This is a genomic window from Citrobacter sp. Marseille-Q5395 (genome assembly GCF_947057495.1).
GTDB lineage: Bacteria > Pseudomonadota > Gammaproteobacteria > Enterobacterales > Enterobacteriaceae > Citrobacter > Citrobacter murliniae.
In genome coordinates this window covers 79,478-96,128 of record NZ_CAMSEL010000005.1, presented here as the reverse complement: position 1 = coordinate 96,128, position 16,651 = coordinate 79,478, and the positions used below count along the sequence as shown (strand labels likewise).

10 protein-coding genes are annotated in these 16,651 nt (G+C 52.5%); 8 read left to right on the top strand and 2 right to left on the bottom strand.

Going from position 1 to position 16,651, the window contains the following annotated elements; translation table 11 throughout:
- Positions 1–186 precede the first annotated feature (186 nt).
- From glgB to glgP, 5 genes are read left to right on the top strand one after another with little or no spacing between them, the layout of a single operon-like run.
- Positions 187–2,370: a 1,4-alpha-glucan branching enzyme gene (gene glgB, locus OH663_RS06670; protein ID WP_048222925.1), complete on the top strand. Its 2,184-nt coding sequence runs from the start codon at positions 187–189 to the stop codon at positions 2,368–2,370.
- On the top strand, positions 2,370–4,346 hold the full coding sequence (gene glgX, locus OH663_RS06665; protein ID WP_200013239.1) for a glycogen debranching protein GlgX: 1,977 nt from the start codon (positions 2,370–2,372) through the stop codon (positions 4,344–4,346). Before glgB ends, glgX begins: the two co-directional genes overlap by 1 nt.
- 14 nt (positions 4,347–4,360) lie before the next feature.
- Positions 4,361–5,656: a glucose-1-phosphate adenylyltransferase gene (glgC, locus tag OH663_RS06660; protein WP_263525706.1), complete on the top strand. Its 1,296-nt coding sequence runs from the start codon at positions 4,361–4,363 to the stop codon at positions 5,654–5,656.
- Positions 5,656–7,089, top strand: a complete 1,434-nt coding sequence (gene glgA, locus OH663_RS06655) for a glycogen synthase GlgA (RefSeq protein ID WP_045448482.1) — start codon at positions 5,656–5,658, stop codon at positions 7,087–7,089. The genes glgC and glgA overlap by 1 nt, the downstream gene beginning before the upstream one ends.
- 19 nt (positions 7,090–7,108) lie before the next feature.
- A complete protein-coding gene (glgP, locus tag OH663_RS06650) occupies positions 7,109–9,556 on the top strand; it encodes a glycogen phosphorylase (protein WP_045448480.1) in 2,448 nt (815 codons plus the stop codon).
- A 105-nt stretch (positions 9,557–9,661) separates the two neighbouring features.
- On the opposite strand, the gene glpD is transcribed toward glgP, so the two are convergent.
- The gene (gene glpD, locus OH663_RS06645; protein WP_200013240.1) at positions 9,662–11,170 is read right to left on the bottom strand and encodes a glycerol-3-phosphate dehydrogenase; all 1,509 of its coding nucleotides are present in this window, start codon (positions 11,168–11,170) and stop codon (positions 9,662–9,664) included.
- Between the two features lie 191 nt (positions 11,171–11,361).
- Between glpD and glpE the strand changes: the two genes are divergently transcribed.
- From glpE to OH663_RS06630, 3 genes are all read left to right on the top strand, one after another.
- Entirely contained in the window at positions 11,362–11,688 is a 327-nt protein-coding gene (glpE, locus tag OH663_RS06640) for a thiosulfate sulfurtransferase GlpE (RefSeq protein WP_045448476.1), read from the top strand.
- A gap of 75 nt (positions 11,689–11,763) precedes the next feature.
- Positions 11,764–12,594, top strand: coding sequence for a rhomboid family intramembrane serine protease GlpG (glpG, locus tag OH663_RS06635; protein ID WP_045448474.1), 831 nt, complete (start codon positions 11,764–11,766; stop codon positions 12,592–12,594).
- A gap of 94 nt (positions 12,595–12,688) precedes the next feature.
- Positions 12,689–13,447, top strand: coding sequence for a DeoR/GlpR family transcriptional regulator (locus OH663_RS06630; protein ID WP_045448472.1), 759 nt, complete (start codon positions 12,689–12,691; stop codon positions 13,445–13,447).
- A 42-nt stretch (positions 13,448–13,489) separates the two neighbouring features.
- Here the strand turns inward: OH663_RS06630 and malT are convergent, their stop codons facing one another.
- Positions 13,490–16,195, bottom strand: coding sequence for an HTH-type transcriptional regulator MalT (gene malT / locus OH663_RS06625; RefSeq protein WP_045448470.1), 2,706 nt, complete (start codon positions 16,193–16,195; stop codon positions 13,490–13,492).
- Positions 16,196–16,651 lie beyond the last annotated feature (456 nt).

Below are 16,651 nucleotides of genomic sequence, written 5' to 3'. Positions count from 1 at the left end.
GAGTAAGATAAAGCATTGGCTATTCTTTAAGGGTGGCTTAGTACCGGAGGTATTAAGTTGTTGCCTGAAGGTGGGACGACGCAGAGAGGATGCACAATTGTGCTGCGCCGTTCAGGTCAAAAAAATGTCACTACCTGATGTCGAAAATCAGTTGGAAGGGGTGACTCATAAAACAGGATGACAACCATGTCCGTTCGTGTTGATAGAGACGTGATTAATGCGCTAATTGCAGGCCATTTTGCGGATCCTTTTTCCGTACTCGGTATGCACCAAACTGAAGCGGGACTTGAAGTCCGTGCCCTATTGCCTGACGCCACCGAAGTGTGGGTGATCGAACCTAAAACCGGACGCAAAGTCGGCAAACTGGACTGTCTCGACTCTCGCGGTTTTTTCTGTGCTGTACTTCCCCGACGTAAAAATTTCTTTCGCTATCAACTGGCTGTTGTCTGGCATGGACAGCAGAATCTGATTGATGACCCTTACCGTTTTGGCCCACTAATACAAGATATGGATGCCTGGCTGCTGTCTGAAGGGACGCATCTGCGCCCCTACGAAACGCTGGGCGCACATGCGGATACCATGGACGGCGTAACAGGTACTCGTTTCTCCGTCTGGGCGCCGAATGCACAACGTGTCTCGGTAGTCGGGCAGTTCAATTACTGGGATGGACGCCGACACCCGATGCGTCTGCGTAAAGAGAGCGGCATCTGGGAGCTGTTTATCCCCGGTGCACAGCATGGTCAGCTATATAAGTACGAGATGATCGATGCTAACGGCAAGCTACGCATCAAAGCTGATCCTTACGCTTTTGAAGCGCAAATGCGTCCTGAAACAGCATCGCTGATCTGTGGTTTGCCGGAAAAAGTCGTGCAAACTGAGGAGCGTAAAAAAGCTAACCAGTTTGATGCTCCGATCTCTATCTATGAAGTCCATCTGGGCTCATGGCGTCGCCATACGGACAACAATTTTTGGTTGAGCTACCGCGAACTTGCGGATCAGCTAATCCCCTACGTGAAGTGGATGGGGTTTACCCACCTTGAGTTGCTGCCAATTAACGAACATCCGTTCGATGGTAGCTGGGGTTACCAGCCGACTGGCATGTACGCACCGACCCGTCGTTTCGGCACGCGCGATGACTTCCGCTATTTTGTGAATGCCGCGCATCAGGCCGGGCTGAATGTCATCCTTGACTGGGTACCGGGCCATTTTCCGTCGGACGATTTTGGGCTGGCAGAGTTTGATGGCACCAATTTGTATGAACACAGCGATCCGCGCGAAGGGTATCACCAGGACTGGAACACGCTGATATACAACTACGGTCGCCGTGAAGTCAGCAACTATCTGGTGGGCAACGCCCTGTACTGGATTGAACGATTTGGCATTGACGCGCTGCGGGTCGATGCCGTGGCGTCGATGATCTATCGCGATTACAGTCGTAAGGAAGGGGAATGGGTTCCTAACGAATTCGGCGGGCGCGAAAACCTCGAAGCCATTGAGTTTTTGCGTAATACCAACCGTATTCTTGGTGAACAGGTACCTGGTGCTGTGAGCATGGCGGAGGAATCCACCGACTTTGCCGGAGTATCGAGACCGCAGGATATGGGCGGCTTGGGTTTCTGGTACAAGTGGAACCTGGGCTGGATGCATGACACGCTGGACTACATGAAGCTGGATCCGATTTATCGTCAGCATCATCACGATAAGCTGACTTTCGGCATGCTCTACAACTATACCGAAAACTTTGTTCTGCCGTTGTCCCACGATGAAGTGGTGCACGGTAAGAAATCGATCCTTGATCGCATGCCAGGCGACGCATGGCAGAAGTTTGCCAATCTACGTGCCTACTATGGCTGGATGTGGGCCTTCCCCGGCAAGAAACTGCTGTTTATGGGTAACGAATTTGCCCAGGGACGAGAATGGAACCACGATGCCAGCCTCGACTGGCATTTGCTGGAAGGGGGCGATAACTGGCATCACGGCGTACAACGCCTGGTACGTGATTTGAACCACACCTACCGTCACCACAAGGCGTTGCATGAGCTCGACTTTGACGGGTATGGGTTCGAATGGCTGGTGGTGGACGACAACGAGCGTTCGGTGCTGATTTTTGTCCGTCGTGACAAAGCTGGCAACGAAATTATTGTCGCCAGCAACTTTACGCCAGTGCCACGTTACGGCTATCGCTTTGGCATCAATCAACCGGGTAAATGGCGTGAGATCCTTAATACTGACTCGATGCATTACCACGGCAGCAATACCGGTAATGGCGGCGTGGTACACAGCGATGAAATCGCCAGCCATGGTCGTCAGCACTCGTTGAGTCTCACCTTGCCTCCGCTGGCCACGATTTGGCTGGTTCGGGAGGGGTGATGACACAACTGGCAATCGGTAACGCCACCCCCCACGGTGCCATGTATGACGGTCATGGCGTCAATTTTACACTCTTCTCGGCCCACGCTGAGCGCGTTGAGCTATGCGTCTTCGATGAGCAAGGCTGCGAGCACCGCTATGACCTGCCTGGACGTAGCGGTGATGTCTGGCACGGTTATCTGGCCGGTGCCAAACCGGGTTTGCGTTATGGTTATCGTGTACATGGGCCGTGGCAACCTGGGCAAGGTCATCGTTTTAACCCGGCGAAACTGCTGATTGACCCCTGTGCACGCCGCGTGGAAGGCGAGTTAAAAGATAACCCGCTGCTACACGGTGGGGTGGATGAGCCGGATCATCGTGACAATGCGGAGATTGCGCTCAAGTGCGTGGTGGTATCAGACCGATATGACTGGGAGGATGATGCCCCGCCGCGTACACCGTGGGGCAACACCGTCATTTACGAAGCACACGTCAAAGGACTGACGTATCTGCACCCCGATATCCCGGAGGATATTCGCGGCACGTACAAAGCGCTCGGTCATCCGGTGATGATTGACTATTTCAGGCACCTTGGCATTACCGCGCTGGAGCTGCTGCCGGTGGCGCATTTCGCCAGCGAACCCCGTCTTCAACGGCTGGGATTATCTAACTACTGGGGTTACAACCCGTTGGCGATGTTTGCGCTGCATCCGGCTTATGCCTGCTCGCCAGAGAGCGCTCTTGATGAGTTTCGTGACGCGGTGAAAGCGCTGCACAAAGCGGGTATAGAGGTCATTCTCGATATCGTTTTAAACCACAGCGCCGAGTTGGATCTTGAGGGGCCGCTCTTCTCGCTGCGCGGAATTGATAACCGTAGCTATTATTGGATTAGGGAAGATGGTGATTACTACAACTGGACCGGCTGTGGGAACACCATCAATCTGAGCCATCCCGGTGTGGTGGAGTATGCGTGTGAATGCCTGCGTTATTGGGTTGAAACCTGCCACGTGGATGGTTTTCGTTTCGATTTAGCTTCCGTTATGGGGCGCATGCCTGCGTTTCGTCAGGATGCACCGCTGTTTACCGCCATCCAAAACTGTCCGTTGCTCTCACGCGTTAAGCTGATTGCAGAGCCGTGGGATATTGGTGAAGGCGGTTATCAGGTGGGTAATTTCCCACCACCGTTTGTCGAATGGAATGACCATTTCCGCGACGCAATCCGACGCTTCTGGCTACAGCGTAATCTGTCGCTGGGGGAGTTTGCTGGACGTTTTGCAGCATCCAGCGATGTGTTTAAACGCAATGGTCGTAAACCCAGCGCCACGGTTAATCTGGTTACTGCGCATGACGGTTTTACGCTGCGCGACTGTGTATGCTTCACAAATAAGCACAATGAAGCGAACGGTGAGGAAAATCGGGACGGCACTAGCAATAACTACAGTGATAATCATGGTAAAGAAGGGTTAGGCGGCACGCTGGACCTGATTGAAAGGCGGCGCGACAGCATTCATGCCCTGTTAACGACGCTGTTGCTCTCTCAGGGGACGCCGATGTTGTTGGCGGGCGATGAGCATGGTCATAGCCAGCACGGCAACAATAACGCTTACTGCCAGGATAACGCTTTAACCTGGCTGGACTGGCAGCAGGCAAACAGTGGGCTAACCGCATTTACCGCCGCCTTGATTCATCTTCGCCGGCAGATCCCCGCGTTAACAAACGATCGCTGGTGGGAAGAGGGTGACGGCAATGTCCGTTGGCTGAACAAGTATGCACAACCCTTAAGTGCGGATGAGTGGCAAAACGGCCTGAAGCAGATGCAAATCCTGCTTTCAGAGCGTTTTTTGATTGCGATAAACGCTTCGCTTGAGGTGACAGATATCGTTTTACCTGAAGGGGAATGGCACGCCATCCCCCCATTTGCCGGAGAGGATAATCCGGTGCTTACGGCTGTCTGGCAGGGACCTGCGCACGGACTGTGTGTGTTCCAGAGAAGATAAAAAAGGAGTTAGTCATGGTGAGTTTAGATAAGAACGATCGTGTAATGTTGGCGCGCCAGCTGCCATTGAAATCTGTTGCCCTAATCCTGGCCGGTGGCCGCGGGACACGCCTGAAAGATTTAACCAACAAACGCGCCAAGCCAGCCGTACACTTTGGCGGTAAGTTCCGCATTATCGATTTTGCTTTATCCAACTGTCTTAACTCCGGGATCCGCCGTATTGGCGTGATCACGCAGTACCAGTCGCACACGCTGGTACAGCATATCCAGCGCGGTTGGTCGTTCTTCAGCGAAGAGATGAACGAGTTTGTCGACCTGCTTCCTGCTCAGCAAAGAATGCAGGGGGAAAACTGGTATCGCGGAACGGCAGATGCGGTAACGCAAAACCTGGACATCATTCGACGCTATAAAGCGGAGTATGTGGTGATACTCGCGGGGGATCATATTTATAAACAGGATTACTCGCGCATGCTGATCGACCACGTTGAGAAGGGCGCTCGCTGCACCGTTGCCTGTATGCCGGTACCGATTGAAGAGGCCAGCGCATTTGGCGTAATGGATGTGGACGAAAACGACAAAATTATCGAATTCGTTGAAAAACCGGCAAATCCGCCAGCCATGCCAAATGATCCAACAAAATCCCTCGCCAGTATGGGGATCTACGTATTTGACGCCGATTATCTCTATGAACTGTTGGCGGAAGATGACCTGGACGAAAACTCAAGCCATGACTTCGGCAAAGATATCATCCCGAAAATCACCGAAGCGGGTATGGCGTTTGCACATCCTTTCCCGTTGTCCTGCGTACAGTCCGACCCGGAATCCGAGCCGTACTGGCGTGATGTTGGAACATTGGAGGCCTACTGGAAGGCGAACCTCGATCTGGCTTCGGTAACGCCTGAACTGGACATGTATGAACAGGACTGGCCAATTCGTACACATATGGAATCACTGCCACCAGCGAAGTTCGTGCAGGACCGTTCCGGTAGCCACGGAATGACGCTGAACTCGCTGGTTTCCGGTGGGTGTATTATTTCCGGTTCGGTGGTGGTGCAGTCCGTGCTGTTCCCGCGGGTGCGGGTGAATTCATTCTGTAACATTGATTCGGCAGTGTTGTTACCTGAAGTGTGGGTAGGGCGTTCGTGCCGGTTACGTCGCTGTATCATCGACCGCGCCTGCGTTATCCCTGAAGGTATGGTCATTGGTGAAAATGCGGAAGAAGATGCACGTCGCTTCTACCGTTCAGAGGAAGGCATTGTGCTGGTCACGCGTGAAATGCTACGCAAACTGCAGATCAAACAGGAGCGATAATGCAGGTTTTACACGTATGTTCAGAGATGTTTCCCCTGTTAAAAACCGGGGGACTGGCGGATGTGATTGGGGCATTGCCCGCTGCGCAAATTGCGGACGGAGTGGATGCCCGCGTGCTGCTCCCGGCGTTTCCCGATATTCGCCGTGGTATCCCTGATGCGCAGGTTGTAACGCGCCGGGATACCTTTGCTGGCAGAATCACCTTGCTGTTCGGACATTACAACGGTGTCGGCATTTACCTGATTGATGCGCCGCATCTCTATGACCGCCCCGGCAGCCCGTATCACGACACAAATCTGTTTGCTTATACCGATAACGTCCTGCGCTTTGCACTGCTCGGCTGGGTCGGATGTGAAATGGCCTGTGGTCTTGATCCATTCTGGCGCCCGGATGTGGTGCACGCGCACGACTGGCATGCCGGGTTGGCCCCGGCGTATCTGGCGGCGCGCGGCCATCCGGCGAAGTCTGTGTTCACTGTGCACAATCTGGCGTATCAAGGCATGTTTTATGCAAAGCATATGGATGACATCCAATTGCCATGGTCGTTCTTTAATGTGCATGGTCTGGAGTTCAATGGGCAGATTTCATTCCTGAAGGCCGGTTTGTACTACGCCGACCACATTACGGCGGTCAGCCCGACCTATGCGCGGGAAATCACTGAGCCGCAGTTTGCCTACGGGATGGAAGGTTTGTTGCAGCAGCGCCATCGCGAGGGGCGTCTTTCCGGCGTACTGAACGGTGTCGATGAAAACATCTGGAGTCCGGAAACGGACTTGCTGCTGGCATCGCGCTATACCCGCGATACGTTGGAGGATAAAGCAGAGAACAAGCGTCAGTTGCAGATTGCAATGGGGCTTAAGGTTAACGATAAAGTGCCGCTCTTTGCAGTGGTAAGTCGCCTGACCAGCCAGAAAGGTTTGGACCTGGTGCTGGAAGCGCTGCCGGGTTTGTTAGAGCAGGGTGGACAGCTGGCGTTACTCGGCGCGGGCGATCCTGTGTTGCAGGAGGGGTTCCTGGCCGCTGCAGCAGAGCATCCAGGGCAGGTGGGGGTGCAGATTGGTTATCACGAGGCCTTCTCTCATCGCATCATGGGTGGGGCCGATGTCATTCTGGTTCCCAGCCGCTTTGAGCCATGTGGCTTAACGCAATTGTATGGACTGAAGTACGGCACGCTGCCGCTGGTGCGGCGCACCGGTGGGCTGGCTGATACGGTGTCTGATAGTTCGCTGGAAAACCTGGCGGACGGTATCGCCAGTGGGTTTGTATTTGAAGATAGTAATGCCTGGTCGCTGTTGCGGGCGATTCGGCGTGCTTTCGTATTGTGGTCCCGGCCTTCGCTTTGGCGGTTTGTACAACGTCAGGCCATGACCATGGATTTTAGCTGGCAAGTCGCGGCGAAGTCTTACCGTGAGCTTTACTATCGCTTGAAATAGATATCCAGGAATCACCTATATGAATGCTCCATTTACTTATGCATCGCCCACACTCAGCGTAGAGGCACTTAAGCATTCTATTGCCTATAAGCTGATGTTCACTATTGGTAAAGATCCGGTCATTGCCAATAAACATGAGTGGCTGAACGCCACATTATTCGCGGTGCGGGATCGTCTCGTGGAGCGCTGGCTGCGTTCTAACCGTGCGCAATTGTCTCAGGAAACTCGCCAGGTCTATTATCTGTCAATGGAGTTTCTGATTGGCCGCACACTTTCTAATGCACTGTTATCGTTGGGAATCTACGACGATGTAAAAAATGCACTGGAAGGTATGGGGTTAGATCTCGAAGATCTGATCGACGAAGAAAATGACCCCGGCCTCGGAAACGGTGGTCTCGGGCGTCTGGCAGCCTGTTTCCTGGATTCTTTGGCGACGCTGGGCCTGCCGGGACGTGGTTACGGTATTCGTTATGACTATGGCATGTTCAAACAGAACATTGTTGATGGCCGACAGAAAGAATCCCCGGACTACTGGCTGGAATATGGTAACCCGTGGGAGTTTAAACGCCACAATACCCGCTACAAAGTACGTTTCGGCGGTCGTATTCAGCAGGAAGGCAAGAAAACGCGCTGGATTGAAACTGAAGAGATCCTCGCGGTGGCTTACGACCAGATTATCCCGGGTTACGATACCGACGCCACCAACACGCTGCGCCTGTGGAACGCCCAGGCCAGTAGCGAAATCAACCTTGGTAAATTTAACCAGGGGGATTACTTCGCGGCGGTGGAAGATAAAAACCACTCCGAGAACGTATCTCGTGTGCTATATCCGGATGACTCCACCTATTCAGGGCGCGAGCTGCGTTTGCGTCAGGAGTACTTTCTGGTCTCCTCCACGGTGCAGGACATCCTGAGTCGTCATTATCAGTTGCACAAAACCTACGACAATCTGGCGGATAAAATCGCCATTCACCTCAACGATACCCATCCGGTGCTGTCTATTCCGGAGCTGATGCGCCTGCTTATTGATGAGCACAAATTTAGCTGGGATGACGCGTTTGAAGTGTGCTGTCAGGTCTTCTCTTACACCAACCACACGTTAATGAGTGAAGCGCTGGAAACCTGGCCGGTCGATATGCTGGGTAAAATTTTGCCGCGCCATCTGCAAATCATCTTTGAGATTAACGATTACTTCCTGAAAACGTTACAGGAGCAGTATCCGAATGATACCGGCCTGTTGGGGCGGACATCGATCATTGATGAATCCAACGGTCGTCGTGTGCGTATGGCATGGCTGGCGGTAGTGGTGAGCCATAAAGTGAACGGCGTTTCTGAGCTGCACTCCAACCTGATGGTGCAGTCGTTGTTTGCGGATTTTGCGAAGATTTTCCCGACGCGCTTCTGTAATGTGACCAACGGTGTGACTCCTCGTCGCTGGCTGGCGCTGGCGAACCCGCCGCTCTCCGATGTGCTGGATGAGAATATTGGCCGTACCTGGCGTACCGATCTCAGCCAGCTCAGCGAGCTTGAGCAGCACTGTGATTATCCGCTGGTGAATCACGCAGTGCGCCAGGCAAAGCTGGAGAATAAAAAGCGTCTGGCTGCGCTCATTGCCCAACAGCTTAACGTGGTAGTGAACCCGAAATCGCTGTTTGACGTGCAGATCAAACGTATTCATGAGTACAAACGGCAGTTGATGAATGTGCTGCATGTGATCACCCGCTACAACCGCATTAAGGACGATCCTGAAGCCGAGTGGGTACCACGCGTAAATATCTTCGCCGGTAAGGCTGCTTCGGCCTATTACATGGCGAAGCACATTATTCATCTTATCAACGATGTCGCTAAAGTGATCAATAACGATCCGCAGATTGGCGACAAGCTGAAGGTGGTGTTTATTCCCAATTACAGTGTCAGCCTGGCGCAGGTGATCATCCCTGCAGCCGACCTGTCTGAACAGATTTCTCTGGCAGGGACGGAAGCTTCCGGTACCAGCAATATGAAGTTTGCTCTGAACGGAGCACTGACTATTGGCACGCTGGACGGAGCAAACGTCGAGATGCTGGAGCATGTGGGTGCGGAAAATATCTTTATCTTCGGTAATACAGCGGAAGAAGTCGAAGCATTACGCAGTAAAGGCTACAAACCGCGTGAATATTACGAGAAAGATGAAGAATTACATCAGGTGCTGACGCAAATCGGCAGCGGCGTATTCAGCCCTGAGGAGCCGGGACGCTATCGTGATCTGGTGGACTCGTTAATCAACTTTGGCGACCACTACCAGGTGCTGGCGGATTATCGCAGCTATGTCGATTGCCAGGATAAGGTAGACGAACTGTATCGCCGTCCGGAAGAGTGGACCACGAAGTCGATGATCAATATCGCCAATATGGGGTACTTCTCATCAGACAGGACGATCAAAGAGTATGCCGAAAACATCTGGCATATTGATTCGGTGCGGTTGTAACAAGGGATAGGATGACCTGTAGGCCGGATAAGGCGTTAGCCGCCATCCGGCAAAAGGCCCGGTGGCTCTGACGCTTACCGGGCCTACAGTTTTATAGCGTGTGTCTTAAGACGCTAGCGACAACTGGTGTTTTTCCACATATTCCACCAGCCACTGGGTCATGCGCGACTGCTGTTCGGCATTCAGCCACATACCTTCTTTCGTACGACGCCACAGGGCATCGTCTGCGCGACGCACCCATTCGTGATCGACCAGATACTTCAGCTCTGCTTCGTAGAATTCATGACCGAAGTCTTCGCCCAGCTCAGCAACCGAGGTCGCGTCACCGAGGATCCATTCCGTGTTGCTACCGTAGGTGCGCGAGTAGTGGCGTGCCAGAGACTCGGTCAGGAACGGATAGCGGCGGCGCAGTTTTGCCGCGTAGTCTTCACGATCGCCGCCAATATCACCGCCGGGCAGGATGCACTCTTTGGTCCATGCCGGGCCAATGCCCTGATAGTAAGACGACAGTTTTTCCATCGCGTGTTCTGCCAGCTTACGGTAGGTCGTCAGTTTGCCGCCAAAGACGGAAAGCAGCGGCGCTTTGCCGTTTTCATCGTGGATATCCAGCGTGTAATCACGGGTGATAGCCTGCGGTGAATCGGACTCGTCATCGCACAGCGGGCGGACGCCAGAATAGGTCCAGACGATATCATCACGGCCCAGCTGTTTCTTAAAGTGTGCGTTGTAGACCTTCAGCAGGTAATTGATTTCGCTTTCATCAATCTTCACCGCTTTCGGGTCGCCCTGATACTCAACGTCAGTGGTGCCGATAATTGAGAATTCATCCATCCAGGGGATAACGAAAACAATACGCTTATCTTCGTTTTGCAGGATATAAGCCTGCTTCTGGGTATGCACGCGTGGTACCACGATGTGGCTGCCTTTAATCAGGCGAATACCATACGGTGATGGCAGGTGCATTCCGTCATCGAAGAACTCTTTTACCCACGGGCCAGTGGCGTTTACCAGGCCGCGAGCCTGCCAGGTGTGTTTTTTACCGGTATCGATATCTTCTGCTTCGACAATCCACAGACCGTTTTCGCGACGAGCGGAAGTGGCGCGAGTGCGGGTCAAGACTTCGCCACCTTTACGTACCACCATTTGGGCGTTTGCCAGAACCAGACGCGCATCGTCTACCCAGCAGTCAGAATATTCGAAACCGCGCACGATCTCAGGCTTCATCACCGAGTCTGCGCCAAAACGCAAACCAATTGAACCTGGTAAACTGGTGCGTTTGCCCAGGTGATCGTACATAAACAGACCAATGCGAATCATCCATGCCGGGCGCAGGTGTGGGCGATGGGGCAGACGAAAACGCATCGGGAAAGCAATATGCGGTGCCATTTTCAACAGCACTTCACGTTCAGCCAGCGCTTCACTGACCAGACGAAATTCATAGTGTTCCAGGTAGCGCAGGCCACCGTGGATGAGTTTAGAGCTGGCGGAAGAGGTCGCACAGGCTAAATCCTGCGCTTCCAGCATCAGCACGGATAAACCGCGTCCAGCGGCATCTGCCGCGATACCGGCACCGTTGATGCCTCCACCTATCACAATCAGATCTTTGGTTTCCATGCTGGCCTCTCGCACTTTCGTTATAGCTCATTAATGTTCGTTATCGAGCATAATAGCAAAGAATAGCGCCATTGGTAACATCGGATAAACAATTTACAGTGATACATATAACATTATGGCGTTTACCTGTGCAGGCAACGTACACTGGACGGTAATATTGAACACCTGCAGAGAAAGAAAAAGAGAACACCATGGATCAGTTTGAATGTATTAATGTCGAAGAAGCCCATCAAAAGTTGCTGCATGGAATGGCGGTGCTGGTGGATATCCGCGATCCGCAAAGTTATGCAATGGGTCATGCGCCACAGGCGTTTCATTTGACTAACGATACGCTGGGTTCATTTATGCGCGACCATGATTTCGATACCGCAGTGATGGTGATGTGTTACCACGGCAACAGCAGTAAGGGCGCGGCGCAATATCTGCTTCAACAGGGATATGACGCGGTATACAGCGTTGACGGCGGCTTTGATGCGTGGCATCGACATTTTCCTGCAGAAGTGGCTTTTGGTTCGTAAGCTAACAAAGATGCAGCCTGAAATGAGCAGGGTATATATACTGTCCCCTTTTGTGTGGAATAAGCGACAGCAACAATGTTGATGATTACCTCTTTTGCTAACCCCCGCGTGGCGCAGGCATTTGTTGATTATATGGCGACACAGGGCGTTATTCTGACAATTCAACAACATCAGCAAACCGATGTCTGGCTGGCGGATGAGTCCCAGGCTGAGCGCGTGCGGGCTGAACTGGCGCGTTTTCTGGAAAATCCAGGGGACCCGCGTTATTTGGCTGCCAGCTGGCAGTCTGGCCAGACAGACAGTGGGCTGCGCTATCAACGTTTTCCGTTTCTTGCCACGCTGCGCGAACGGGCTGGTCCGGTGACCTGGGCTGTGATGGCGGCGTGCGTGTTGGTGTATATCGCGATGAACGTCGTGGGCGACCAGACGGTCATGCTATGGCTGGCGTGGCCGTTTGACCCGACGCTGAAGTTTGAGTTCTGGCGTTATTTCACCCACGCTTTTATGCACTTTTCGCTGATGCACATTCTTTTTAACCTGCTGTGGTGGTGGTATCTCGGCGGGGCGGTAGAAAAACGTCTGGGCAGCGGCAAACTCATTGTCATTACCGTTATCAGCGCGCTGCTGAGCGGCTATGTTCAACAAAAATTTAGTGGCCCGTGGTTTGGTGGATTGTCTGGCGTGGTTTATGCGTTGATGGGGTACGTGTGGTTGCGCGGCGAGCGCGATCCGCAAAGCGGTATTTTCCTGCAACGCGGTTTGATTATCTTTGCCTTGATCTGGATTGTTGCCGGCTGGTTTGATCTGTTCGGCATGTCTATGGCGAACGGAGCACATATTGCCGGGCTGGCCGTCGGTCTGGCAATGGCATTTGCAGATACTATTCATGTACGAAAACGAACGTGAATGAGATTGAGCGGGATGGTAATGCGAATTGCAGGCCGGATAAGGCCGCAGCTGCCATCCGGCACAAGATCTTTGTTAATTCCAGGGACTTATAATGAAACAAACACAACGACATGACGCGATCATTGAACTGGTAAAAAAACAGGGATACGTCAGCACCGAGGAACTGGTGGAGCATTTCTCCGTCAGCCCACAAACGATTCGCCGGGATCTTAACGATCTGGCCGATCAGAATATGATTTTGCGCCACCACGGTGGCGCGGCATTACCATCCAGCTCAGTGAATACCCCGTGGCATGACCGTAAGGCGACGCAGACGGCGGAAAAAGAGCGTATTGCTCGTAAAGTTGCCACGCAGATCCCTAACGGCTCCACGCTGTTTATAGACATCGGTACCACGCCGGAAGCGGTGGCTCACGCATTGCTGAATCACAGCAACTTACGCATTGTGACCAACAACCTCAATGTGGCAAACACGCTGATGGCGAAAGAGGATTTCCGTATCATTCTGGCCGGTGGCGAACTGCGCAGCCGTGATGGCGGCATTATGGGTGAAGCGACCCTCGACTTTATTTCACAGTTCCGTCTGGACTTCGGTATTTTGGGTATTAGCGGCATCGACAGCGATGGTTCATTGCTGGAGTTTGATTATCACGAAGTTCGCACCAAACGTGCCATTATTGAAAATTCACGTCATGTGATGTTGGTGGTGGATCACTCGAAGTTTGGACGTAACGCGATGGTGAATATGGGGAGTATCAGCATGGTGGATGCCGTCTATACCGATATCTTGCCGCCAGCGGGCGTGATGCAGGTGATTGCGGATAATCACATTCAGTTAGAGCTGTGCTAGGTCATCTGTGGGCCCGGTAAGCTTCAATGCCACCGGGCAAAATTAAACGCCGTACCCCATCATCTTCAGCAGTTTCTGCGCATGCTGCACCGCATCCTGGCGGTGTGCCACGCCAAGTTTTTGGTACAAGTTGCGAATATGCGTTTTGATGGTTGTCGCCGCTACCGCCAGTTCTCCGGCGATTTGTTCGTTGCTGTAACCGGAATAAATCAGGCCTAAAACCTGCCACTCACGCTGGGTTAGTGGGCTGGTACGGATCAGTTCCGGCACTTCCGGGTGAGTCAGCAGACGTTCAACGAATCCTTCATCAAAGTGGGCGAATTTGTGGCGATGGTGTTGGTTAATCTCACGCAAAATACGCTGGGCACGATGCTGATCGAGTTCCGGCAGCGTATTAAGCTGAATCAACTGACGCAACTGCTGCGCCATGGCCTCACCTTCGATGACAAAGTGGCTGATAAACCCGGTACGGTTAGCCAGTTGCAGCGCATCAAGCAATACGCGTTGGGCATCATTTTTGCGTCCTGCCTGCCAGTAAAGCTGATTGAGCAGCAGCAGGTTGCGGTTCAGATCGCTCATCAGGCGCAGGTTGCGCGCATTTTCGTTTAATTCTTCCAGCACAATCTCTGCCGGCTCGAATTCACCCAACAGGATCTGCGCACGGGCGATGTTACGCCACTGACTTTGCAGGAAATGGTTGTTGGCGAATTCCGGTTTTGGCGTGTGGCGCAGCCAGTTGGCAGCCGAGTTTTTGTCCCCGGTCATTTGCCAGTAAATTACCCGGACCTTATCGGCATTGGAAATCCAGTCGCTGTGATAACGTCCGTTACCCAGCAGGTTTTCCAGGCGATTAAGCAGACTGCGAGCGTTGTCCAGGTCACCCCGCGCCAGTGAGCACTGAACCAGCAGAGCCAGGCATTGAAGCTGCTGCTGGGGTTGAAAAGTAGAAAGGAGTTCAATACCGCTGCGGGCAGAGGCTTCGGATTCATCCAGACGTGCCCAGGCCCATAGTAACTGTGCCCGGATACGAACCAGAAACTCGTGCATCGGCAGTTGCTCCAGATGCTGCTCTTTAATCAACTGGAACGCTTTTTCCTGAGTCTCCCAGGCGGCCTGCAAAAAGCCCTGAGCGAATAAAATTTCACTTTGCTGGATCAGGCTCCAGAGCGCGTAATGCCAGACGTCATGATGACGTGCCATTTGCTCTGTTTGTTGCATCAACGACAACGAACGAGTGAGATCGCCTTTGCAGTGCAGGACTTCACCGTGTACCGACATGGCGACAATGCGGCTATAGAACCAGGCGATAGGTAATTCATCCAGCGCCAGTTTTGCCAGACGTTCTGCTTCGTCAGGATTACCGTCGTTAATCGCCACCTGTGCACGCAGAGCATTAAATTCCGCATGCAGGGTTGTTTCCATATCGCCTTTCATTTCCTGCTCGGCACGCGCCAGCAGGGTGTTAACCTCACTGTAGCGATGCTGACTCTGCATCAGCCAGGCCTGCAACAGCACCAGACGTGGGTTTTCCAGCAGACTTTCCCACGGCAGGGCTTTCAGTGACTCTTCCAGTAACGCCAGCTCGCTGTGGTTAAACAGCCCCCATGCATGATTGAGCAGGATATCGCGCAGCATATGGGCATCGCCCGCGGCCAGTGCATGATGAATCGCTTCGCTGGGGAAACCTTGTGCCATCCAGCTTTCTGCGGCGGCACGGTGTATTTCGGGAAGCTCGGTCGCCAGTTCCCACTGGCAGCGCTGGCGTAAAAAGTTGCCAAACAGAGGGTGATAGCTAAACCATTCGCCAACGTCATCCATCCGTTGCAGGAATAAACCCTGACGCTCAATTTCTTCCAGCCGCATTTGGCCGTTTTCTTCACCGGTTACCCGGGTAATCAACGTGTCGTTCATTGAACGCAGGATGGCGCTTTTCAGCAGGAAGTGACGAGTACCCTGATCAACGCTATCCAGAACTTCATCGACCAGATAGTCGGACAAATGACTGGCGTTGATACCCGCCAGACGGCGCGCTGATTGGTGCGCAGAATTGTTATTCTGGCGAGCGGAAAGGGCTATCAGTTGTAACGCGGTTGCCCAGCCAGCGACGTCATCACACATGCGGCTGCTTTCAGCCGCCTCAATGGGGGATGAAAGACGACGGTCAAAGAATTGTTTGGCTTCCTGATGGTTAAAGGCTAATTGTTGGCTGCCTATCTCCAGCAGTTGATCGCGCACACGCAGGTTAGCGATACCCAGTTGCGGTAAGTTACGTGACAGTACGACCAGCGTGAGATTCTCAGGCTGGTGGCGCAGGAAAAAGCGCATCGCTTCGTGGATAGCCGGATTCGAGATCAGATGATAATCATCTACGACCAGATAAAGCGGACGATGCCACTCTGCCAGCTCAATAAATAGCTGAGCAAAGAGAGAAGTCAGGCTGGCGTACTGGCGTTTTTGCACCATCGTTTCGCTGGTCGTACAGTGCCCACCAGTTGCCTGCTGGATAGCGGCAATCAAATAGCTGGCAAATCGCTCCTGCTGATTATCACCTTCATCAAGAGAGTACCAGCCTAATTCATTTTTCCCCGCAGCCCACTGCGAAATAAGCGTCGTTTTTCCGTAGCCAGCAGGACTTGTTATCAGAGCGAGCCTGAAATTGTTCGCGCCGGAAAGTTTAGCCAGCAGGCGCTCACGAACCACCGTATGGTCGAGTCGAACCGGACGACTTAATTTAGACGGAATCAACATAAGTTAGTCACTTCACTGTGTGAAAATGGGGAAAAATGATTTTTTTTGCGCTTCGTAATTAATGGTTATAAGGTCGGCCAGAAAGTCATTTTATGCAAGCTAAGTGGACTTTTTGTGTGTCTGATTTTGCACTATGTCACAATTTTATACATCTATTGCAATAATTATCTCAAAGAGCCGCAACAGGCGTGGCGACTGGATCCAACGTTATTTTTACCGTATTGAAAAATACCTTACTATGCGTGCGCCTACCGGGGTGTTTAATGAAATCGGCAAATTTTGCGATCGGCATATAACTTTCGCGTGAAATATCTTAATTATTATATGTATTTCAGACTGGAAATTATTTCTCTGTTTACATATTTTTTCTCAACATCATCTCCCTGTTTGGTATTGTCTGGTTAAGAGCCTGGCCCAACAGGCTAATGCGAAATGTGTGGTGCATTTCGGGGATGA